The sequence below is a fragment of the Caballeronia sp. LZ029 genome, assembly GCF_031451275.1.
Classification (GTDB): domain Bacteria; phylum Pseudomonadota; class Gammaproteobacteria; order Burkholderiales; family Burkholderiaceae; genus Caballeronia; species Caballeronia jiangsuensis.
In genome coordinates this window covers 1,892,010-1,912,214 of the sequence record NZ_JARUXO010000001.1, presented here as the reverse complement: position 1 = coordinate 1,912,214, position 20,205 = coordinate 1,892,010, and the positions used below count along the sequence as shown (strand labels likewise).

Sequence of the window (20,205 nt, the reverse complement as noted above, 5' to 3'; positions counted from 1 at the left end):
GCATCAGGGCGATACGCGCATACCCGCGCCGATCAGCGGGACTCAAGCCCGCTCCCCCACGAAAGCGATGCGGATCGAATCGCTATCCCGAAACGACCGCTCTTTGCGCCGGCGCTGAACCGGCGATCATCGAAAGGGTCTGAGCGAAGCAGTGAAGCGCGTGCCGTCGCGTGTATCGAAGTGTAAAAACAGGCGGCGCGCTTCGTTGTGACTGACAGAATTCATCGTCATTTCTTGAGGAAACCATGAGTGCTATCGTAGATATCATCGGCCGCGAGATTCTCGATTCGCGAGGCAATCCGACCGTCGAATGCGACGTGTTGCTCGAATCGGGCACGATGGGCCGCGCGGCGGTTCCGTCGGGCGCGTCCACCGGTTCGCGCGAAGCCATCGAACTGCGTGACGACGAAGCCGGCCGCTACAACGGCAAGGGCGTGCTGAAGGCCGTCGAACACATCAACACCGAGATTTCCGAAGCCATCATGGGCCTCGACGCCTCGGAACAGGCTTTCCTCGACAAGACCCTGCTCGAGCTCGACGGCACCGACAACAAATCGCGCCTCGGCGCGAACGCGATGCTCGCCGTGTCGATGGCCGTCGCCAAGGCCGCCGCCGAAGAAGCCGGCCTGCCGCTGTATCGCTACTTCGGCGGCTCGGGCGCGATGCAACTGCCGGTCCCGATGATGAACATCGTCAACGGCGGCGCGCACGCGAACAACAGCCTGGACATCCAGGAATTCATGATCGTCCCGGTCAGCCAGCCGACTTTCCGTGAAGCGCTTCGCTGCGGCGCGGAAGTGTTCCATGCGCTCAAGAAGATTCTCGCCGATCGCGGCATGAGCACGGCAGTGGGCGATGAAGGCGGCTTCGCGCCGAACTTTGGCAGCAACGACGAATGCCTGTCGACGATTCTGCAGGCTATCGAGAAGGCCGGTTATCGCGCCGGTGAAGACGTGCTGCTCGCGCTCGACTGCGCGGCGAGCGAGTTCTACCACGACGGCAAGTACCAGCTCGCGGGCGAAGGCCTGCAACTGTCGTCGAGCGAATTCGCGGACTATCTGGCTACGCTCGCGGACAAATTCCCGATCGTGTCGATCGAAGACGGCATGCACGAAAGCGACTGGGAAGGCTGGAAGATCCTGACCGACAAGCTGGGCAAGAAGATCCAGCTCGTCGGCGACGATCTCTTCGTCACCAACACGCGCATCCTGAAGGAAGGCATCGAGAAGGGCATCGCCAACTCGATCCTCATCAAGATCAACCAGATCGGCACGCTGACGGAAACCTTCGCGGCAATCGAAATGGCCAAGCGCGCGGGCTATACGGCCGTGATCTCGCATCGCTCGGGCGAAACGGAAGATTCGACCATCGCCGATATCGCCGTCGGCCTGAATGCCGGGCAGATCAAGACCGGCTCGCTGTCGCGCAGCGATCGCATCTCGAAGTACAACCAGCTGCTGCGCATCGAGGAAGACCTCGGCGATATCGCGAGCTACCCGGGCAAGTCGGCGTTCTACAACTTGCGCTAAAGCTTTTGCCGCTTTAGTCGATAAGACGTTTGATCGTCTTTGAAGCGTCATCTTTTGAAGCCCGCCGCCCACGGCATTACGCCGCAGGGCGGCGCTTATTTCGGCTACGTGAATGCGGCTCGTAACTGTCGTTCTGGTTCTGTTGCTGGTGCTGATCCAATACCCGCTCTGGTGGGGCCACGGCGGCTGGCTGCGCGTGCATGAATTGCAGCAGCAGCTCGCGCAGCAGACGGAGAAGAACACGAACCTGAGATTGCGCAATGAGCGCGTTCAGGGCGAAGTGCAGGATCTGCAAAGCGGCACGGCCGCCGTGGAAGAGCGCGCGCGCTACGAGATGGGCATGGTGAAGGACAGCGAGGTGTTCGTGCAGTTCGTCGCGCCGAATTCGAATGCGCCCGTCAATTCCGCGAACGTGCCGGGCATGAACGGCTCGACACGCGGTCAGGTCTCGGCAGCGCCGCTGCGCGTGGTGCCGAATCCCGTGTCGCGTTCGAAGCAGGAATTGCGCGATCTCGACAAGAAGGCGCAGAAGGAAAAAGCAGCCGAAGCGAAGAAGAAACAGCCGCAGGGTGCGGCGCAGTAGCGCGGCGGCTTGCCGATCGGAACAAAAAAATAGCGCGGTCATCGACCGCGCTATTTTTGTTTTGTGCTGACCGTCTCGCTGCTTCGATCACCACCAGGTGCCGACTCCGACGCCGGTTCCCCAGTACGGGCCGCCCCAGCCGCCACTCGAATAGCCGCCGTAGACCGACACCGGCGCGGGCGAATAGAACTGCGACATCGTCTTCGCCGCATTGCCCGCGGCGGCGGCCTGCTGCGATTCGTTCAGCGCCTGCTTGTCGATGGCGTTGTAGCGTTCCATCTGCTGCTGCGACGTCAGCGTCTGCTGGGGCGCGGGCGGCGTATCGGGCAGACGGCTATAGATCGGTGAAGGGCCGGGCGGATCCATCATGCAGCCGGCGAAGAGTACGACGCCGGCAAGGCACGGCAGCAGTTTCCAGTTGAGCGTTGCGGTTTTCATATACGACCTCCAGCGGGCCGACATCTTTACAGGAGCCCCAATCATAGCTTGCGGAGTCTGTCGTGAGTCTTGGCTCGCAAGCGGCGCGCCGGACGGTCGCCGGGTTCGACAAACCCCGGACGCGTGCGGCGCAAGCTCCGCTGGACAAGGCTTTCGCGGCGTTTCAGTGCCGCCGGTCCGACGCCGGACTCACGCCTTGTGAGAGTTCTTTTGCGACAAAAAGTTGCGCCACGTCGACGGCGTCGAAGTCATAACGCTGGTTGCAGAACTCGCAATGCACTTCGACATTGCCGCGCTCCTCGATGACGCCATCGACTTCCTCGCGCCCCAGCATCTTGAGCATGCCGCCGACTTTTTCGCGCGAGCAGCTGCACTGGAAGCGCGCCGGCGCGGGATCGAAATGCTGCACGTTTTCCTGCCAGAACAGGCGCTTGAAGACCGTGTCCGGTTCTTCCTTCAGCAATTCTTCGTTCGAAAGCGTGCTGCCGAGATGGCAGACGCGCTGCCACGTGTCCGCGTCGTGCTCGCCCGGATGCGGAACGATGCCGCCATCGCCCGGCAGCTTTTGCAGAAGCATGCCGACGGCGCGATCCGTATCGGCGGCGAGCCACAGGCGCGTGTCGAGCTGCTCGGAGTGATGCATGTAGTGCTCGAGCACCTCGGCCATCGACGCGAGCGGGCCGTGCTCGCCCGACAGCGGCACGATGCCCTGATACGGCTGCTGTCCCGGCTTCTTGTCGGCCGGATCGAGCGTGATGACGCAGCGCCCGCGCCCGTGACGGTTCAGCAGGTCGGCGAGCGACATCTCGTTTTCCAGCTCGCGCTCCGCCCCTTCGGCAAGCTTCGCGGTGGCGCGCAGAGAGAGCTGGGAATCGCACTGCACGACCAGCATCTTCACCGGGCCGTCGCCGTAGATCTGCATGACGAGCGTGCCGTCGAACTTGAGGTTCGCGGACAAGAGCGCGCATGCGGCCATCATCTCGCCGAGCACGTTGCGCACGGCCGCGGGATACGAGCGGCGCGCGAGCACTTCCTGCCATGTGTGGCGCAATGAGACGATCTCGCCGCGCACCGGCGCCGCGTTGAACATGAATTTCTGCAACTGGTCGTTCACAACTCTTCCTTGGGTGTTGAGGCTCGCCCGTTCTTCCGGGTCTCAGCCGATGCGCACGAGCTGCGCCTTGTAGTATTCGCGCCGGTCGGCGTAGCTTGCCGTGGCGGCGCGCATGCGGGCGATGTCCGCCTCGCCGATCTCCCGGACCGCTTTCGCGGGCGCGCCGAGAATCAGCGTGTTGTCCGGAAACACCTTGCCTTCGGTGACGACGGCGCCCGCGCCAACCAGACAATTGCGGCCGATCACCGCACCATTCAAGACCACGGCCTGAATCCCGATCAGCGAGCCTTCCTTGACCGTGCAGCCGTGCAGCATCGCCTGATGGCCGACGGTGACATCTTGCTCGATCGTCAGAGGAAAGCCAGGGTCCGCATGCAGCACCGCGCCTTCCTGCACGTTGCTGCCGCGTCCGACGACGATCGGCTCGTTGTCGCCGCGCAGCGACGCGCCGGGCCAGACGCTCGTGTTTTCCTCGAGCGTCACGCGGCCGATGATGGTCGCGGTGTCCGCCAGGAACACGCTTTCGTGGATGGTCGGGGCGTCGTCGCCGAGTTTGTAGATGGCCACATTGTCTCCTGGGGCGTGGTGTCGTAAGAGTGGGGCGCTTGGGGCGCTTGGGGCGCTAAAATGCGCGCCTGCCGGTGCGGCTTGACGGTCAATCTCGTCGTTGCGCCAATTGTTGCGCGATGTGCGGCGTCCGCCGGGATTACCATTTTAGCTGTTTGCCGTAAGCGTCCGCTGGACTGCCCTGTTGCACGCCCGTTTTCGAGATAGTTCGATGCAAGATCCCGTGATTCCCACCACCGAAGAGCACGCCTGCGCGCGCCGCGGGGCGCTCGCCATCCTGCGCGAGCGCGAGCCCGCGACGAAGGCGGCGCACGCCCGCCTGCTGTTCGAGGCTGCGCGCGCGGAACCGTCCCGCATCGATCCGAACGCCACGCTCGATGAACCCGACGATCTGCCCGGTCGGCCGGAACGACCGGAACTCGTCGAGCCGTCGTCGCTGAAGCGTCGCGGCATGCAGTCGGATGCGGGTCGCGCCGTGTTGCTGCACGCGCTCGCGCACATCGAATTCAATGCGATCAATCTCGCGCTCGACGCCGTCTGGCGATTCCCGTCGATGCCGCGCGATTTTTATCTCGACTGGTTAAAGGTCGCAGCGGAGGAAGCGCATCATTTTTCGCTGCTCAGCGCGCGGCTCGCCGAATTCGGCCATGTCTACGGCGATTTCCCCGCACACGACGGCCTCTGGGAGATGGCGCAGCGCACGCGCGGCGACGTGCTCGCGCGCATGGCGCTCGTGCCGCGCACGCTGGAGGCTCGCGGCCTCGACGCATCGCCGCCGATTCGCAAGCGCCTCGCGCAGGCGGGCGACCACGCGTCCGCGGCGATTCTCGACGTCATCCTGCACGACGAAATCGGCCACGTGCTGATCGGCAATCGCTGGTTCCGTTTCCTGTGCGACGGCCAGCGCCTCGATCCGCATACGACCTACGAACGCCTCGCCGAGCAATACCACGCGCCGAAGCTGCGCGGCCCGTTCAACTTCGAGGCGCGCCGCGACGCCGGCTTCGACGAAGCCGAACTGCGCGCGCTCGCCGGGCTGGACGACGCGAAGTAGCGCGCGGCCATCGTCGCTATAATCGAACGATCATCCTTTTCATCCGGAACGACACCATGAAAGAATCGCGCTCCGAATTCGTCGATGCGCGCGGCGTGCGTCTGCACGTGCGCCGCTGGGGCTCGCCCGACGCCCCGATGCTCTTCATGCTGCACGGCTGGATGGACATGAGCGCGTCGTTCCAGTTCGTCGTCGATGCGCTCGCCGGCGACTGGCAGGTGCTCGCGCCCGACGCGCGCGGCTTCGGGCTGTCGGACTGGCCCATCGCGGAGAAGGGCGGCGGGCATTACTACTTTCCCGACTATCTCGCCGATCTCGACGTGCTGCTCGATCATTTCTCGCGCGGCGCGCAGGTGAATCTCGTCGGCCACAGCATGGGTGCGAACGTCGCGCTGCTTTACGCGGGCGTGCGGCCCGAGCGCGTGCGCCGCGTGGTCGATCTCGAAGGCTTCGGGCTGCCGGCGGCGCGTGCGTCGCAATCGCCGGGGCGCATCGCGCAATGGCTCGACGATCTGCGCACGCCGCCCACGCTGCGCAGCTATGCGAGCCTCGATGAAGTCGCCGACCGGCTGATCCGCACGAATCCGCGTCTGCCGCTCGCCCGCGCGCGCTATCTCGCGCAGCACTGGTCGCGCGAGGAAAGCGACGGGCGCTTTCATCTGCTTGCCGATCCGGCGCACAAGTTGCGTGGACCGACGTTGTATCGGCTGGACGAGGTGAGCGCAGCGTGGGCGCGCGTCACGGCGCCGGTGCTGCATGTCGAGGCGAAGGACTCGCCGACGCTCGCCACTTTCGCGGGACAGACGCCCGTCGCCGAGTTCAAGACGCGCTTTGCCGTGTTCTCCGACTGGCGCGAGGAAATCGTCGACGGCGCCGGGCACATGATCCATCACGACCAGCCGGAGCGTGTCGCGGCGCTGATCGAATCGTTCTGCCGGTGAGCGACGCGCCACGGTACGAAGGAACTACATAATCGGCGTGTCATGCCGTTACAGTTAGAATGTAAGTGAAACCTCAGAGCCGAAAATGAACGCCGATCTGCATTGCCATTCCACCGTGTCCGACGGCCAGTTCGCGCCCGCCGAAGTCGCGGAGCGCGCGCATGCGAACGGCGTGACGCTGTGGTCGCTCACGGATCACGATCAGCTCGGCGGGCAACACGAAGCGCGCAAGGCCGCCGAGGCGCTCGGGATGGACTATCTGCCCGGCGTCGAGATTTCGGTGACGTGGGCGTCGCGCACGGTGCATATCGTCGGCATGAACGTCGATCCGGACAACGCGGCGCTCCTCAAGGGCCTCGAGTGCACGCGCAACGGGCGCGCGGCGCGCGGCGAGGCGATTGGCGAGGCGCTCGCGGCGATCGGCATTCCGGATTGCTACAAGGGCGCGCTGCGCTTCACCGACGACCCCGACATGATTTCGCGCACGCACTTCGCGCGATATCTGGTGGAGGCGGGTTACGCGAAGTCCACTTCGGACGTGTTCGCGCGCTATCTCGGCGACGGCAAGCCGGGTTTCGTCGGGCATTGCTGGGCGAAGCTCGCCGATGCGGTCAAGTGGATCAAGGATGCGGGCGGTGAGCCGATCATCGCGCATCCGGGACGCTACGATTACACGCCGGTCGAATTCGCCGCGCTCTTCGACGAATTCATCCAGCTCGGCGGCCGTGCGATCGAGGTCGTGACGGGCAGTCACACGCCCGATCAATACCGCGAATACGCCGATGTCGCGCGCCGCTACGGCTTCGAGGCATCGCGCGGCTCGGACTTCCACGGCGCGGGCGAAGGGCGGGTCGATCTCGGCCGGCTTCCGCCGCTTCCCGACGATCTCACGCCCGTCTGGGCGCGCTGGCTTTAGCGTTCTTTTCGGCGCGCGTCGCTCTTTCGATGCGCGCACGGTCTTTGCATTACCGGGATTTTCCGCACGCACATCGCGTGAGGCGTCTGCGCGCGATTCGCACGCGCCGGGCCTTCGCGATTACGATCGAAACAATAAGGCGTCGCCATGTCTCAATTTTTTCGCATTCATCCGGACAATCCGCAGCCGCGGCTCATCAATCAGGCCGTGCAGATCATCCGGGACGGCGGTGTCGTCGCGTTGCCGACGGATTCGAGCTACGCGCTCGGCTGCCATCTCGATGACAAGGACGCCGTCGAGCGATTGCGGCGCATTCGCGGCATCGACGACAAGCAACTGCTGTCTCTGCTCGTGCGCGATCTTTCCGAGCTCTCCAACTTCGCGATGGTCGACAACCAGCAGTACCGGCTGATCAAGTCGGTGACGCCGGGGCCTTACGTATTCGTGCTGCAGGCGACCAAGGAAGTGCCGCGCCGGCTCTCGCACCCGTCGCGCAAGACGATCGGGCTGCGCGTGCCGGATCATGCGATCACGCTCGCGCTGCTGGAGGCGCTCGGCGAGCCGCTGCTCGCATCGACGCTGATTCTGCCGCCCGACACCGAGCCGCTCAACGATCCCGAAGAGATTCGCGAGCGGCTTGAGAAGCAGGTCGAGCTCGTGATCGATTCGGGCGCGTGCCCGGCGGAGCCGTCGACGGTAATCGATCTTTCATCGGGGGAGCCAGTGCTCGTGCGCGCGGGGAGAGGCAGTCTCGAACCGTTCGGGCTCACGGCGTAAGCGCCGCGCAGTAGCGTACACGGGCACACGACCCGATCGAGCGTTATCGCACATCATGGGCGAAATAGTGCGCGCCCGGCGCCCTCGTGCGCGTCTGATCCGACCTGCCTGCTTGCTACAATACCGCCCCATGGACTCTTCCCTGATACAAACCATCGCGGTCTACGCGCTCCCCGTGATCTTCGCGATCACGCTGCACGAGGCCGCGCACGGTTATGCCGCGCGACTGCTCGGCGACAACACGGCTTACGTTCTGGGCCGCGTTTCCATGAACCCCATGCGCCATATCGATCCTATCGGCACGATCGTGATTCCGATCGTCCTGTACTTCGTGACGAGCGGCGCCTTCATGTTCGGCTACGCGAAGCCCGTGCCGGTGGCGTTCGGCAATCTGCGCAATCCGCGCTGGGGCAGCCTGTGGGTCGCCGCCGCGGGCCCAGGCAGCAACTTCGTCCAGGCGATCGTCTGGGGCGTGATCGCGGTGCTGCTCGCGGCCTTTCACGTCGACGAAGTGTTCTTTACGCGCATGGCCGCCGCGGGCGTCGGCGTGAATCTCGTGCTCGGCGTGCTGAATCTCTTCCCGCTGCCGCCGCTCGACGGCGGCCGCGTCGTCATGGCGCTCCTGCCGGTGCGCGCGTCGATCGCGTTTTCGAAGCTCGAGCCGTACGGCTTCTTCATCGTGATGGCGCTCGTCGTGACCGGCGTGCTGACGCGCTACTGGCTCGGGCCGCTCGTGAACGTCGGCTATACGGCGGTGTCGGCTATCCTGAATCCCCTCGCTTCACTATTCCCATAACATCATGTTCCCTGACCGTATCTTCTCCGGCATGCGGCCCACCGGGTCGCTGCACCTCGGCCACTATCACGGCGTGCTGAAAAACTGGGTGCGGCTGCAGTCCGAATATCCGTGCTTCTTCGCGGTGGTCGACTGGCACGCGCTCACGACGCACTACGAGACGCCCGAGGTCATCGAGAAAAACGTGTGGGAGGTGCTCATCGACTGGCTGGCGTCCGGCATCGATCCGGCGCAGGCGACGCTCTTCATCCAGAGCCGCGTGCCCGAGCACGCCGAGTTGTCGCTGCTGCTCGGCATGGGCACGCCGCTCGGCTGGCTCGAACGCGTGCCGACCTACAAGGAACAGATCGAGAAGCTGCGCGAGAAGGATCTGTCCACTTACGGCTTTCTCGGCTATCCGGTGCTGATGGCGGCGGACATTCTGCTGTATCGCGCGTCGCTCGTGCCGGTCGGCGAGGATCAGGTGCCGCACGTCGAGATGACGCGCGAGATCGCGCGCCGCTTCAACTACCTGTACGGACGTGAGCCGGGCTTCGAGGAAAAGGCGATGGAAGCCGCGAAGAAGCTCGGCGGCAAGCGCGCGAAGCTCTATCACGAGTTGCGCGTCGCGTATCAGCAGGAAGGCGACGACGAAGCGCTCGAACAAGCCCGCGCGATGCTGCAGGAATCGCAGAGCCTGTCGATGAGCGACCGCGAGCGGCTGTTCGGCTATCTGGAAGGTTCGCGCAAGATCATCCTCGTCGAGCCGCAGGTGCTCTTGACCGAAGCGTCGCGCATGCCGGGGCTGGACGGGCAGAAGATGTCGAAGTCCTACGGCAATACGATCGGCTTGCGCGAGGATGCGGCGACCATCGAGCAGAAAGTCCGCAGGATGCCGACCGACCCGGCGCGCGTGCGGCGCAACGATCCGGGCGATCCCGACAAATGCCCGGTCTGGCAACTGCATCAGGTCTATACGGATGAAAAGACGCACGAATGGGTGCAGAAGGGCTGCCGCAGCGCGGGCATCGGTTGCCTGGAATGCAAGCAGCCGGTGATCGAAGGCATTCTGCGCGAGCAGCAGCCGATGCTCGAGCGCGCCCAGAAGTACATGGACGACCCGTCGCTGTTGCGCGCGATCGTCGCGGACGGCTGCGACAAGGCGCGCAAGTTCGCCACGGAAACGATGCGCGACGTGCGCGAGGCCATGGGCCTGTCCTACAACTGATGGAAGGGGCGCCGAGTCCGTGGGTCGCGCGCTGGGCGCATCTCGTCGCGCCCGGCGGCGCGGTGCTCGACGTCGCCGCGGGTAGCGGGCGCCACGCGCGCTGGTTCGCGGCGCGCGGTTTTCCGGTTCTGGCGATCGACCGCGACGCAGACGCGCTGGCATCGATGTCCGCGATAACCGGCATCGACACGTTGAGCGCCGATATCGAAAATGCGCCCTGGCCGCTGCCGGACGACCGAACGTTCGATGCAATCGTCGTCACGAACTATCTGCATCGGCCGCTCTTCGGGCACTTGATCGATGCGCTCGCGCCCGGCGGCGTGCTGGTCTACGAGACGTTCGCGGCGGCCAATGGCAGCATCGGCAAGCCGTCGAATCCCGCGTTTCTGCTCGAACCCGGCGAACTGCTCGAAGCGGTGCGAGGGCGGCTGCGCGTGATCGCTTACGAGGACGGATTCGTCGACGACCCGCGTGCTGCCTATGTGCAGCGGATTTGCGCCGTTCGCGAACCGCAGTCAGCCGAAAACGCGCTCACCATTGGTAACATACCCCCGGGTCCGCCGCGTTACGCGCTGACCGGCTAATCCGCTACAATCGCGTAATATCGCTTTTCGCGATTAAATTCACGATTAAATTCATAGAGTTTCATGACAAACGGAACACACGGCGGCATCCAGATCCGCGGCAGCATCCCTGCCATCGTCACACCGATGCACGAGGACGGTAGTCTTGATCTGCCGGCGTTTCGAAAACTGATCGACTGGCATGTCGAGCAAGGCTCGAACGGTCTCGTCGTGGTCGGCACCAGCGGCGAATCGGCCACGTTGTCGGTCGAAGAGCACATCCTGATGATCCAGACGGCCGTCGAACACACGGCCAAGCGCTTCCCGATCATCGCGGGCGCGGGCGGCAATTCGACCGCCGAAGCCATCGAACTCTCGAAGCAGGCGAAGAAAGTCGGCGCCGACGCCACGCTGCAAGTCGTCCCGTATTACAACAAGCCGACGCAGGAAGGCATGTACCGTCATTTCCGCACCATCGCGGAAGCGGTCGATCTGCCGGTGCTGCTTTACAACGTGCCGGGCCGCACCGTCGCCGACATGAGCAACGAGACGATCCTGCGTCTCGCCGACGTGCCGGGCATCATCGGCGTGAAGGAAGCAACGGGCAATATCGATCGCGCGGCGCATCTGATCAAGCACGCGCCGGCGAACTTCGCGATCTTCAGCGGCGACGATCCCACGGCCATCGCGCTGATGCTGCTGGGCGGTCACGGCAATATCTCGGTGACGGCCAACGTCGCGCCGAAGGAAATGAGCCAGCTCTGCAGCGCCGCGATCGAAGGCGATGCGATCACCGCGCGCCGCATTCATCTGAAGCTGCTGTCGCTGCACAAGCAACTCTTCTGCGAATCGAATCCGATTCCGGCCAAGTGGGCGCTGCAGGCGCTCGGCCGCATGGAAGGCGGCATCCGTCTGCCGCTCACGCCGCTCGACGCGCGTTATCACGACGTGGTGCGTGACGCGTTGCGCGACTCCGGGCTTCTCGCCTGATCACACGTGGCGGCGCGCCAAGTCACAAAGAATCGAAAGGCCGCGCCGCCGCACGTGATCGAAATGAACCACACCTTCAGCCATCAACCGCCGCTCACTGGCTTCGACATTGGCCTCGCTGAACCGCTCGGCTAGAGCGGATTCGGCGCGAGGCAATGCGTCATCAGCAGCAAAGAAGGACCTCATGAAACTTTCCGCTCTTCTTACTCATGCCAAACGCGTGAGCGTGGTGTCGCTCGGCACCGGCGCGCTCATCTCGCTTGCGGGTTGCGATACGCTCAACGACTGGCTCGCGCCGGATCGCGTCAACTACAAGGCTGCCGAAACCGCGCCGTCGCTCGCGGTTCCGTCCGATCTGACCACGGCCGACATCAGCCAGCGCTATGCCGCGCCGCCGAAGATCAACGCGCTCGGCGGCGCCGCGGAGCGCTCGGTCACGCCGGCCGGCAACGCGACGCTCGGCGTGCCGAACGCGCAGGATCCGTTCGGCATGCACATCGAAAGCGACGGCGATCGCCGCTGGCTCGTCGTCGATGGCCGCTCGCCCGATCAGATCTGGGGGCCGCTGAAGGAGTTCTGGGAAGAGAACGGCTTCACGCTCAAGACCGATGCGCCGCAGACCGGCATCATGGCGACCGACTGGGCCGAGAATCGCGCGAACATTCCGAACGACTGGTTCAGAAACAGCGTGGGCAAGCTGCTCGACTTCGCTTACTCGTCGGGGACGCGCGACATGTTCCGCACGCAGGTGGACCGCGCGTCGGACGGCTCGACCGACATCTCCGTCACGCACAGCGCGATGGAAGAAGTGCTGACGGGGCAGGATAAAACTTCGTCGCGCTGGGAAGCGCGTCCGCGCAATCCGCAGCTCGAAGCCGCGGTGCTCACGAAGCTGATGCAGAAATTCGGTCTGACCGAAGCGCAATCGCAAAAGCTGATGGCCGAGGCGCGTCCGTCGGGTGCGAAGGTGGCGGTGGATCAGGTCGCGGGCGGTTCCACGCTCGATCTCGCCGAGCCGTTCGATCGTGCATGGCTGCGCGTGGGCCTCGCGCTCGATCGCACCAACTTCACGGTCGACAATCGCGATCGCGACAAGGGCATCTATTACGTCCATTTTTCGGACTCCATGGCGGAGCTGAAGAAGGAAGGTCTCTTCGGCAAGCTCTTCTCGAGCAATACGCCGAAGCCCACGCGCCAGTTCCTCGTGAACGTGCGGCCGAAGGCAGACTCGGTGACGCAGGTCGGCGTCGTCGATGCGAATGGCCAGCCGGATAACTCGTCGGATGCGCAACGTATCGTGTCGTTGTTGCATGCTCAGTTGAACTAGACGAACACGTTAGTCAGCCGATGATGAGTTCATTGTGAGATTCGCCAGTCTCGGCAGCGGCAGCGAGGGCAATGCGTTGCTCGTCGAGGCATCGAGCGGCACGACCACGACGCGCGTGCTGCTCGATTGCGGATTCTCCGGGAAGGAAGTCGAGCGCCGTCTCGCGCGACTGAACTGCCGCGCCGAGGATCTGGACGCCATCGTCATCACGCACGAGCATACGGACCATATCGGCAGCGCATTGACGCTCGCGCGCCGATGGTCCATTCCGTTGCACATGAGTTGGGGCACGGCGCGCGCGATCGGCGCCGATGAAGCCAACGTCGAATTGAACGTGCTGTGGGGCGATGAGAGCGTCGCCATCGGCGATCTCAGCGTGATGCCGTACACCGTGCCTCACGACGCCCGCGAGCCGCTGCAATACGTCTTCTCGGACGGCGCTTGCCGCCTCGGCGTGCTGACGGATGTCGGCGTGTCCACGCCGCATATCACGAGCGTGCTGAGCGGCTGTGATGCGCTCGTGCTCGAATCCAATCATGACGTTGAGATGCTCGCCGCGAGCCGTTATCCGCCATCGCTCAAGGCGCGCATCGGCGGGACGCACGGGCATCTGAACAACGAAGCGGCGGCGGCCATTCTCGCGTCGCTCGACCGCTCCAGGCTGCGTCATCTCGTGGCCGCTCATCTCAGCCAGCAAAACAATCTGCCGCATCTCGCGCAGGCCGCACTTGCGGCTGTGCTGGGGGCGTCCGCGATCGATGTCGTCGTGGCGACTCAGGCCGAAGGGTTCGACTGGCTCACGCTCTAGAACGAGCGCAGAATGCGGATACAAAAAAACCGGCTCAAGAGCCGGTTTTTTCGTTTGCAGGACCGCATCGAGCGGCCTGCAACGCAGCGCCGATAGGCTAAAAGCCTTACTGGCTTGCGCCCGATGCCGGAGCAGCAGCCGAAGCGGCAGCGTCCGAAGCTGCGCCAGCAGCCGAAGCTGCATCGCTTGCAGCGGCCGAAGCGCTCGATGCAGCAGCGTTTGCGTCCGAAGCAGCAGCAGCCGGTGCCGAAGCAGCCGACGTATCGCTTGCAGCGCTCGGAGCAGCCGTTTCGCTAGACTTGTTGCATGCAGCCAGAGCAACAGCAGCCAACAGGGATGCTACGAGGAGGGATTTCTTCATGATCACGTCCTTTTATGGTTAAAGGTAAGCAACAGCGCAAAGTACCGGTAATGTGTGCTCCAACACCGACCTGGGCCGCTGTGGAGACTCACAATTCTTTTTTGTGTGAGACTTCCTACGGCTTGGCCGGAAATTATAGGCACTTTCGTAACGACCGTCGATAAATCGGGGGACGATACGTTGTCTTTCTCATACAAACTTTCATATTGCGGAACAGCAAAATTCTAACATCCGCAGCGTGTCAAGAAGTCTCGTAAAGTCAAGCCTGTCAAGGCAAAGCCCCAATCCGAAGCCAGCCCGCACAATACCATTCGTGCAGCAGCGCTGTCATTGACGATTCGTCTGTAAGTGTTACAAAGCGTTTCGCCTGCAGACAGCGAGTATCCGCCAATTCAGGGAGCCACTTTTTCATCTTTGACAACAACACTTCGGCTTCACCATTTACGAAAAATGACCGCGCGTCATAGAGCAAAATAGTCTTTCTATCCAGCCTGACGCCCGTTTTTTTCGCTCGCTCTACAAACTTTTGCTCATTCAACACGCGCTCGGGCGGGTCGAATACGACGTTCGCTTTCGGCTCGCTCAAATACGTGCCCAGAAACGCCGCAATGTCCTTTTCATTCCAGTTGACGTTCGCAAGGATCGCGCCAACACGGTCGATGAGCAGCGACGGCAGCGCCGCCGGACTCGACACGGGCTCCTGCGCCGGATCGCGATAGCGGGCGTTGCCCTTGGGACCATCGGATGCGTCGCCCATGCGCTCGGCGAGATGATAGAGGAACTGCGCCGTGAGCTCGTGCGCGGAGGGCGCGCGAAAGCCGATCGACGCCGTCATGCATTCGCCTTCCGCGATACCGTCGTGCGCGATATGCGGCGGCAGATAGAGCATGTCGCCGGGCTCCAGCACCCATTCTTCCTCGGGCTCGAAGTGCTGTAAAACTTTCAACGGCAGTCCGGGTTTTAGCGAAAGATCGCGCTGTGCGCCAAAGCGCCAGCGGCGCTTTCCATGAACCTGGAGCAGAAACACGTCATAAGAGTCGAAGTGCGGTCCGACACCGCCGCCATCGGTCGCATACGAGATCATCAGGTCGTCGAGACGCGCGTCCGGAATGAAGCGGAACCGGTTCATCAACGCGTGCGCGCGATCGTCGTGCAGATTCACGCCCTGCACGAGCAGCGTCCATTCGCGCTTCTTCGACGAAGGCAATTCGTCGGGCGCGAACGGACCGTGCTCCAGATTCCATGTATTGCGAAAATGTGTGATGAGACGCGACTCGACGTCGTCGAGATCGGCGAGTTCGAACAACGCTTCGCGCGAGAGCGGAGCCGCGATATCGGGAATGGCTTGCCGAATCAGCAGCGGTTTTTTCTGCCAGTAACGCCGCATGAACTGTCGCGGCGTACGGTTGCCCAACAAGGGGGTGGGTTCGTCCGGCAAAGGCGCGCGACTATGCGCGAGAAGGCCGGGAACCGGGGATGGGGTTGCGTCAGAGGGCCGCTTGGGCATCGTATAATCGAGGCTTGTATCTTGGAGGATCCAATGAAAATTGCGAAAGACACTGTCGTTTCGGTCGCTTACAAGCTATCGGATGCGCAAGGCAATCTGATCGAGGAGAGCGACGAGCCGATGGTCTATCTGCACGGCGGCTATGATGGCACGTTCCCCAAGATCGAGGAAGCGCTCGACGGTCACGAGGCGGGCTATGAAACGCTCATTCAGCTCGAACCGCAGGATGCGTTCGGCGAGTACGATCCCGAACTCGTGAAGGTCGAAGAGCGCAGCCGTTTTCCCGAGCCGCTCGAAGTCGGCATGCAGTTCGAAGGCACGCCCGAAGATGGAGATGACGACATCGACTCGCTCATCTACACCGTAACCGACGTCGCCGAGGACAAAGTCGTGCTCGACGGCAATCATCCGCTCGCGGGCATGGCGCTGCGTTTCGCGCTGTCGGTGCAGGAAGTACGCACGGCCACGGATGACGAAATCCAGCATCAGCACGCGCATGGCGCGGACGGCCTGCACGTCGTCGACGAAGATGAAGACGATGACGACGAACCGCGCAAGGACGCGGGTCCGACGCTGCATTGAACGCGTCGGCAGATGAATAAAGAAAGCGCAGCTTCGGCTGCGCTTTTTTATTGCCCGCTCGCGCCGTTCTGCACGCCCGATGCAGGCACCGGATAGATCGGCGGCAAGGACTGCGGCGGCGTGAGGATAGGCGGCAGCTCGGAGGCGGGCGAGGGCATCGAAGGCGGCGGAGGCAGCGACTCCGGCAGATCGTTGCGCGGCAGCGCAGGCGGCGTGGATGCCGGTGCGGGATAAGGCGCATAAGGCTCGCTCGACTGCGCGGGCGCTTCAGGCGGCGGCGCGCTCGATTCTTTCGTATGGGATTCCTTCACATCGCGCACGCGCAGCCGAAATGGCGGGTGCCATTGCGCATCGCTTTGCACTTCGAGCCATTGCGATTGCGGCTTTCTGAACGCGATCGCCACGCGCGTGAGATTCGTGACGATCAAACCCTTGTCGTTGCGCAAAGGCTGATCGATATGAAAGCCGTTCGGCTCGGACGCATCGGTGCCGTGAATCACGACGACCGGACCGCGAAAGATTTCCGCCGCCTTCACGAGGCTGCGCTTCAGTTCGAGGAAGCCATCGCGCGGCTGGTTCGAGCGCGAGAAATGCAGCCATGCGAAGCGATCGCGCCGCTCGTAGCGAGAGAAGTCGGGATCGGCCTGAAGCATGATCACGAGCGCGCGCATTTCGGCGCGTCGCGCCGATTCCGCCGCATGTTCGAGCCAGAAGGTCGTCGCGACGGCGCGGTCTTCGAACTCGCCGTTGCGCCCGCCCGCCGTCAGATAGTGATTGTTCGGGCTCGGCGCATTCAGCCCGATGAACGCGATGCCTTGCGCCTGCCAGCGCACGATTTCCCGGAACGTGCGAAAGCGCGCGACGTCGCTTTCGCGCGAGAGCGTGAGCGGATTTTGTCCGAGCGAGCTGGCATCGGCGAAGAAGAGCTGACGCACGAAATCGAGCCGTTCGACGGGATCGTAAGTGCCCCCGTGCGCGAGCGTGCAATCGGCCCAGTCGTGCTGACCGAGCAGCATCACGAGCGGCGTGCGCGACGCGTCGAGCAGGTCGTGACGCGACTGATAGATGCTGTCGCGGCACGGCTCGGTTGCGCCCTTGAAATTGCCGTCGTAGACAATGAACGCGATGCTGCCGTCGCGCGCGATCGCATCGAGCATGCGGCGCACGGGCGCTTCGTCGGCGGGGCGGGTCAGTGCATCGGAGATCACGGCGAACGCAAGCGGCGCGTTGCCCTCGGCACGCGCATGAGCGATCGCGCCGCACGCGAGCGCGAGCGCGATCGTCACGGCGCGCGTCAGGCGCGCGGCGACAGCGCGCTCGACGCGCGGCGCGTCACGCTCAACGCGATGCATCCGGCGGACGATTCGCCAGTTCATGTAGTTCGTAGAGCAGATCGAGCGCTTCGCGCGGACGCAGATCGTTCGGATCGAGCGCGCGCAGCTTGTCCATCACCGGGTGTTCCGGCGCGTCGGCGGTCTCCTGATCTTCGTGCGGCGGATCGTCTTCATAGGGCGCATACGGCTGGCTCGCGAACAGATCGAACTGTGCGGCGGGCTGGCTGACTGACTGCTGCTCCAGATGCACGAGATGCTTGCGCGCCGCGCGAATCACCGCGGCCGGCACGCCCGCGAGTTGCGCGACCTGCAGCCCGTAGCTCTGATTGGCCGGGCCTTCGCTCACCGCGTGCAGGAACACGATGCCATGATCGTGCTCGACCGCCGACAGGTGCACGTTCGCCGCCTGCGCGAATTCCGCGGGCAATTGCGTGAGTTCGAAGTAGTGCGTCGCGAAGAGCGTGTAGCAGCCGTTGTGCGTGAGCAGATGCCGCGCGATGGCCCACGCGAGCGCGAGGCCGTCGAAGGTCGAAGTGCCGCGCCCGATCTCGTCCATCAGCACGAGGCTCGATGCGCTCGCGTCGTTGAGAATCGCCGCGGCTTCGGTCATCTCGACCATGAAGGTCGAGCGGCCGCCCGCGAGATCGTCGGCCGCGCCGATGCGCGTGAAGATGCGGTCGAGAGCGCCGAAACGCGCGCGCTTCGCGGGCACGTAGCTGCCGACGTACGCCATCAGCGCGATCAGCGCGGTCTGACGCATGAAGGTGGACTTGCCGCCCATGTTCGGGCCGGTGATGAGCAGCAGCTTGCGGTCCTGGCTCAGACCGCAATCGTTGGCGATGAACTGCTCGACCTGCGCCTCGACGACCGGATGCCGTCCCTGTTCGATATCGATGCCCGCGTCGGCGGTGAATTCCGGCGCGACCCAGTCGAGCGCGCGGGCGCGTTCGGCGAACCCGCACAGGAGATCGAGTTCCGCGAGCGCGCTCGCGACGCGCTGGCAATCCGCGATGAAAGGCAGCAGATTCTGCAGCAGCGCATCGTACAGCGCGCGTTCGCGGGCGAGGGCGCGTTCCTGTGCGGACAGCGCCTTGTCCTCGAACGTCTTCAGTTCAGGCGTGATGTAGCGTTCGGCGTTCTTCAGCGTCTGACGGCGGCGATAGTCGTCGGGAACCTTGTCGGTCTGCCCGCGCGTGACTTCGATATAGAAGCCGTGCACCTTGTTGTATTCGACACGCAGATTCGCGATGCCCGTGCGCGTGCGCTCGCGTGCTTCGAGATCGATCAGGAACTGATCGCAATTCTCCGAAATATCGCGCAGTTCGTCGAGATCGGGATCGTAGCCGCGCGCGATCACGCCGCCGTCGCGAATCAGCGCGGCGGGCTCGGTCGCGATGGCGTTCGTGAGGAGATCGAGACACTCGTGCGGCGGCTCCAGCGCGGCGCTGATGCGCTCCAGCGCCGGCGTATGCGCGGCCACGTTCGCGACGAGCGTGCGCAAGTCGGGCAGCGCGGCAAAGGTGTCGCGCAGGCTCGACAGATCGCGCGGCCGCGCCGACAGCAACGCGAGTCGGCCCGTGATGCGCTCGATGTCGGAGATCTTGCGCAATGCGCCGCGCAGGGTGTCGAGGCCGCCGCTGGCAGGGGCGTCGAGCAATGCGCCGATCGCTTGCTGGCGCGCTTGCGCAATCGCTGCGTCGCGCGGCGGATGATGCAGCCAGTGGCGCAGAAGCCGGCTGCCCATCGTCGTGCAGCAAGTGTCGAGCAGCGAGAAGAGCGTGGGCGATTCGGTGCCGCGCAGCGTCTCTGTGAGTTCGAGATTGCGCCGCGTGGCCGGATCGAGCCCGATGTACTCCGATTCGTATTCGACCTTCAGGCTGCGCACGTGGCGCAACTGCTGGCCTTGCGTCGCGGCGGCGTAGAGCAGCAGCGCGCCGGCCGCGCCGCACGCGCAGGTGAGTGTTTGCGCGCCGAAGCCGTCGAGGCTCGCGACATCGAGTTGCTCGCGCAGGCGCTGCGTGCCCGAGCCGACATCGAAATGCCATGCCGGAACGCGCGTGGTCGCACCGGGATTCGTCACGCCGAGCGACGAGGGGACGTCGGTGATCGAATCGGCGATAAGCGTTTCCGCCGGACGAATGCGCTCGAGCGCGGCGCTCACCTGTCCCGGCGCGACTTCCGCGAGGCGCAAAGCGCCGCTCGCGAGATTGAGCCACGCGAGCCCGACGCTCGTGACCACGCCGCGACGATTGTGCGCGGGGCAGAGCGCCAGCAGATAGACGTCGCTTTTGTCGGAGAGCAGGGCCGCGTCGGTCAGCGTGCCCGGCGTGACGACGCGCACGACCTTGCGCTCGACCGGCCCCTTCGATGTCGCCGGATCGCCGATCTGCTCGCAAATCGCAACCGACTCGCCGAGCTTCACGAGCTTCGCGAGATATTGCTCGCATGCGTGATGCGGCACACCCGCCATCCTGATCGGATTGCCGCCCGATGCGCCGCGCTGCGTGAGCGTGAGATCGAGCAGGCGCGCGGCCTTCTCGGCGTCGTCGAAGAAAAGCTCGTAGAAATCGCCCATTCGGTAGAAAACGAGCGTGCCAGGATGCTCCGCCTTGATGCGCAGATACTGCTGCATCATCGGTGTATGTTGGGAAATCTCCGCATCGCTCAGACCCTTGTCGGACGGGGCTGGATTCGCTTCAATGGCTTGCCTGGTAAGGGCTTCGGACAATTCGTATTCTCTCAACTAGTGTACGTCTAAGGTAACTATTTGTACGGCTTGCGCTGCTTTTTCGGTATAGGTCTTGGTATAGT

21 protein-coding genes are annotated in these 20,205 nt (G+C 63.9%); 13 read left to right on the top strand and 8 right to left on the bottom strand.

Going from position 1 to position 20,205, the window contains the following annotated elements:
- Nucleotides 1-245 precede the first annotated feature (245 nt).
- Together eno and ftsB are read left to right on the top strand one after the other, a co-directional pair.
- On the top strand, nucleotides 246-1,529 hold the full coding sequence (gene eno / locus QCE73_RS09085) for a phosphopyruvate hydratase (RefSeq protein WP_035503082.1): 1,284 nt from the start codon (nucleotides 246-248) through the stop codon (nucleotides 1,527-1,529).
- A 112-nt stretch (nucleotides 1,530-1,641) separates the two neighbouring features.
- Nucleotides 1,642-2,112, top strand: a complete 471-nt coding sequence (gene ftsB, locus QCE73_RS09080; protein WP_035503081.1) for a cell division protein FtsB — start codon at nucleotides 1,642-1,644, stop codon at nucleotides 2,110-2,112.
- Nucleotides 2,113-2,199: 87 nt separating this feature from the next.
- Here ftsB and QCE73_RS09075 read toward each other — a convergent pair whose 3' ends face one another.
- The 3 genes from QCE73_RS09075 to QCE73_RS09065 all read right to left on the bottom strand — a co-directional run bounded on the left by QCE73_RS09075 (nucleotide 2,200) and on the right by QCE73_RS09065 (nucleotide 4,231).
- Nucleotides 2,200-2,550: a hypothetical protein gene (locus QCE73_RS09075; protein ID WP_187608815.1), complete on the bottom strand. Its 351-nt coding sequence runs from the start codon at nucleotides 2,548-2,550 to the stop codon at nucleotides 2,200-2,202.
- 163 nt (nucleotides 2,551-2,713) lie between these two features.
- Nucleotides 2,714-3,664, bottom strand: coding sequence for an Hsp33 family molecular chaperone HslO (hslO, locus tag QCE73_RS09070; protein WP_309880823.1), 951 nt, complete (start codon nucleotides 3,662-3,664; stop codon nucleotides 2,714-2,716).
- A 42-nt stretch (nucleotides 3,665-3,706) separates the two neighbouring features.
- Complete coding sequence (locus tag QCE73_RS09065) at nucleotides 3,707-4,231, bottom strand: gamma carbonic anhydrase family protein (RefSeq protein WP_035503076.1); 525 nt, start codon at nucleotides 4,229-4,231, stop codon at nucleotides 3,707-3,709.
- A 211-nt stretch (nucleotides 4,232-4,442) separates the two neighbouring features.
- Here QCE73_RS09065 and QCE73_RS09060 point away from each other — a divergent pair, with 211 nt between their 5' ends.
- The 8 genes from QCE73_RS09060 (at nucleotide 4,443) to dapA (ending at nucleotide 11,475) form a co-directional block, all read left to right on the top strand.
- Nucleotides 4,443-5,285, top strand: a complete 843-nt coding sequence (locus tag QCE73_RS09060) for a ferritin-like domain-containing protein (RefSeq protein ID WP_309880820.1) — start codon at nucleotides 4,443-4,445, stop codon at nucleotides 5,283-5,285.
- Nucleotides 5,286-5,341: 56 nt separating this feature from the next.
- Complete coding sequence (locus QCE73_RS09055; protein ID WP_309880818.1) at nucleotides 5,342-6,226, top strand: alpha/beta hydrolase; 885 nt, start codon at nucleotides 5,342-5,344, stop codon at nucleotides 6,224-6,226.
- An 85-nt stretch (nucleotides 6,227-6,311) separates the two neighbouring features.
- On the top strand, nucleotides 6,312-7,142 hold the full coding sequence (locus QCE73_RS09050) for a 3',5'-nucleoside bisphosphate phosphatase (protein ID WP_309880816.1): 831 nt from the start codon (nucleotides 6,312-6,314) through the stop codon (nucleotides 7,140-7,142).
- A gap of 147 nt (nucleotides 7,143-7,289) precedes the next feature.
- Nucleotides 7,290-7,919, top strand: coding sequence for an L-threonylcarbamoyladenylate synthase (locus QCE73_RS09045; RefSeq protein WP_035503070.1), 630 nt, complete (start codon nucleotides 7,290-7,292; stop codon nucleotides 7,917-7,919).
- A 130-nt stretch (nucleotides 7,920-8,049) separates the two neighbouring features.
- On the top strand, nucleotides 8,050-8,715 hold the full coding sequence (locus tag QCE73_RS09040; protein WP_035503067.1) for a site-2 protease family protein: 666 nt from the start codon (nucleotides 8,050-8,052) through the stop codon (nucleotides 8,713-8,715).
- Between the two features lie 4 nt (nucleotides 8,716-8,719).
- Complete coding sequence (locus tag QCE73_RS09035) at nucleotides 8,720-9,922, top strand: tryptophan--tRNA ligase (protein WP_035503065.1); 1,203 nt, start codon at nucleotides 8,720-8,722, stop codon at nucleotides 9,920-9,922.
- Nucleotides 9,922-10,506 (top strand): class I SAM-dependent methyltransferase, encoded by a 585-nt coding sequence (locus QCE73_RS09030; RefSeq protein WP_309880814.1) that lies wholly within the window; start codon nucleotides 9,922-9,924, stop codon nucleotides 10,504-10,506. The genes QCE73_RS09035 and QCE73_RS09030 overlap by 1 nt, the downstream gene beginning before the upstream one ends.
- Nucleotides 10,507-10,569: 63 nt before the next feature.
- Nucleotides 10,570-11,475: a 4-hydroxy-tetrahydrodipicolinate synthase gene (gene dapA, locus QCE73_RS09025; RefSeq protein WP_309880812.1), complete on the top strand. Its 906-nt coding sequence runs from the start codon at nucleotides 10,570-10,572 to the stop codon at nucleotides 11,473-11,475.
- On the opposite strand, the gene QCE73_RS09020 is transcribed toward dapA, so the two are convergent.
- Nucleotides 11,476-11,661, bottom strand: a complete 186-nt coding sequence (locus QCE73_RS09020) for a hypothetical protein (protein ID WP_187608824.1) — start codon at nucleotides 11,659-11,661, stop codon at nucleotides 11,476-11,478.
- Here QCE73_RS09020 and bamC point away from each other — a divergent pair.
- Complete coding sequence (gene bamC, locus QCE73_RS09015) at nucleotides 11,660-12,802, top strand: outer membrane protein assembly factor BamC (protein WP_309880810.1); 1,143 nt, start codon at nucleotides 11,660-11,662, stop codon at nucleotides 12,800-12,802. The genes QCE73_RS09020 and bamC overlap by 2 nt on opposite strands.
- Before the next feature lie 34 nt (nucleotides 12,803-12,836).
- Entirely contained in the window at nucleotides 12,837-13,610 is a 774-nt protein-coding gene (locus QCE73_RS09010) for an MBL fold metallo-hydrolase (protein ID WP_309880809.1), read from the top strand.
- Nucleotides 13,611-13,716: 106 nt separating this feature from the next.
- On the opposite strand, the gene QCE73_RS09005 is transcribed toward QCE73_RS09010, so the two are convergent.
- Both QCE73_RS09005 and QCE73_RS09000 read right to left on the bottom strand, forming a co-directional pair.
- On the bottom strand, nucleotides 13,717-13,971 hold the full coding sequence (locus QCE73_RS09005; RefSeq protein WP_074168913.1) for a hypothetical protein: 255 nt from the start codon (nucleotides 13,969-13,971) through the stop codon (nucleotides 13,717-13,719).
- A 268-nt stretch (nucleotides 13,972-14,239) separates the two neighbouring features.
- Nucleotides 14,240-15,478 (bottom strand): cupin domain-containing protein, encoded by a 1,239-nt coding sequence (locus tag QCE73_RS09000; RefSeq protein ID WP_309880808.1) that lies wholly within the window; start codon nucleotides 15,476-15,478, stop codon nucleotides 14,240-14,242.
- A 33-nt stretch (nucleotides 15,479-15,511) separates the two neighbouring features.
- On the opposite strand from QCE73_RS09000, the gene QCE73_RS08995 reads away from it, so the two are divergent.
- Nucleotides 15,512-16,060, top strand: a complete 549-nt coding sequence (locus QCE73_RS08995; protein WP_035503052.1) for a peptidylprolyl isomerase — start codon at nucleotides 15,512-15,514, stop codon at nucleotides 16,058-16,060.
- 47 nt (nucleotides 16,061-16,107) lie between these two features.
- Here the strand turns inward: QCE73_RS08995 and QCE73_RS08990 are convergent, their stop codons facing one another.
- Together QCE73_RS08990 and mutS are read right to left on the bottom strand one after the other, a co-directional pair.
- The gene (locus QCE73_RS08990; RefSeq protein ID WP_309880807.1) at nucleotides 16,108-17,436 is read right to left on the bottom strand and encodes a hypothetical protein; all 1,329 of its coding nucleotides are present in this window, start codon (nucleotides 17,434-17,436) and stop codon (nucleotides 16,108-16,110) included.
- Nucleotides 17,399-20,029 (bottom strand): DNA mismatch repair protein MutS, encoded by a 2,631-nt coding sequence (gene mutS, locus QCE73_RS08985; protein WP_309880805.1) that lies wholly within the window; start codon nucleotides 20,027-20,029, stop codon nucleotides 17,399-17,401. The genes QCE73_RS08990 and mutS overlap by 38 nt, the downstream gene beginning before the upstream one ends.
- Nucleotides 20,030-20,205: the final 176 nt, after the last annotated feature.

Excerpts from the sequence above, each read along its gene's own strand:
- eno (WP_035503082.1), top strand. The coding sequence starts at position 246 with ATGAGTGCTATCGTAGATATCATCGGCCGCGAGATTCTCGATTCGCGA.
- ftsB (WP_035503081.1), top strand. The coding sequence starts at position 1,642 with ATGCGGCTCGTAACTGTCGTTCTGGTTCTGTTGCTGGTGCTGATCCAA.
- QCE73_RS09075 (WP_187608815.1), bottom strand. The coding sequence starts at position 2,550 with ATGAAAACCGCAACGCTCAACTGGAAACTGCTGCCGTGCCTTGCCGGC.
- QCE73_RS09060 (WP_309880820.1), top strand. The coding sequence starts at position 4,443 with ATGCAAGATCCCGTGATTCCCACCACCGAAGAGCACGCCTGCGCGCGC.
- QCE73_RS09055 (WP_309880818.1), top strand. The coding sequence starts at position 5,342 with ATGAAAGAATCGCGCTCCGAATTCGTCGATGCGCGCGGCGTGCGTCTG.
- QCE73_RS09050 (WP_309880816.1), top strand. The coding sequence starts at position 6,312 with ATGAACGCCGATCTGCATTGCCATTCCACCGTGTCCGACGGCCAGTTC.
- QCE73_RS09045 (WP_035503070.1), top strand. The coding sequence starts at position 7,290 with ATGTCTCAATTTTTTCGCATTCATCCGGACAATCCGCAGCCGCGGCTC.
- QCE73_RS09040 (WP_035503067.1), top strand. The coding sequence starts at position 8,050 with ATGGACTCTTCCCTGATACAAACCATCGCGGTCTACGCGCTCCCCGTG.
- QCE73_RS09035 (WP_035503065.1), top strand. The coding sequence starts at position 8,720 with ATGTTCCCTGACCGTATCTTCTCCGGCATGCGGCCCACCGGGTCGCTG.
- QCE73_RS09030 (WP_309880814.1), top strand. The coding sequence starts at position 9,922 with ATGGAAGGGGCGCCGAGTCCGTGGGTCGCGCGCTGGGCGCATCTCGTC.
- dapA (WP_309880812.1), top strand. The coding sequence starts at position 10,570 with ATGACAAACGGAACACACGGCGGCATCCAGATCCGCGGCAGCATCCCT.
- bamC (WP_309880810.1), top strand. The coding sequence starts at position 11,660 with ATGAAACTTTCCGCTCTTCTTACTCATGCCAAACGCGTGAGCGTGGTG.
- QCE73_RS09020 (WP_187608824.1), bottom strand. The coding sequence starts at position 11,661 with ATGAGGTCCTTCTTTGCTGCTGATGACGCATTGCCTCGCGCCGAATCC.
- QCE73_RS09005 (WP_074168913.1), bottom strand. The coding sequence starts at position 13,971 with ATGAAGAAATCCCTCCTCGTAGCATCCCTGTTGGCTGCTGTTGCTCTG.
- QCE73_RS09000 (WP_309880808.1), bottom strand. The coding sequence starts at position 15,478 with ATGCCCAAGCGGCCCTCTGACGCAACCCCATCCCCGGTTCCCGGCCTT.
- QCE73_RS08995 (WP_035503052.1), top strand. The coding sequence starts at position 15,512 with ATGAAAATTGCGAAAGACACTGTCGTTTCGGTCGCTTACAAGCTATCG.
- QCE73_RS08990 (WP_309880807.1), bottom strand. The coding sequence starts at position 17,436 with ATGAACTGGCGAATCGTCCGCCGGATGCATCGCGTTGAGCGTGACGCG.
- mutS (WP_309880805.1), bottom strand. The coding sequence starts at position 20,029 with ATGATGCAGCAGTATCTGCGCATCAAGGCGGAGCATCCTGGCACGCTC.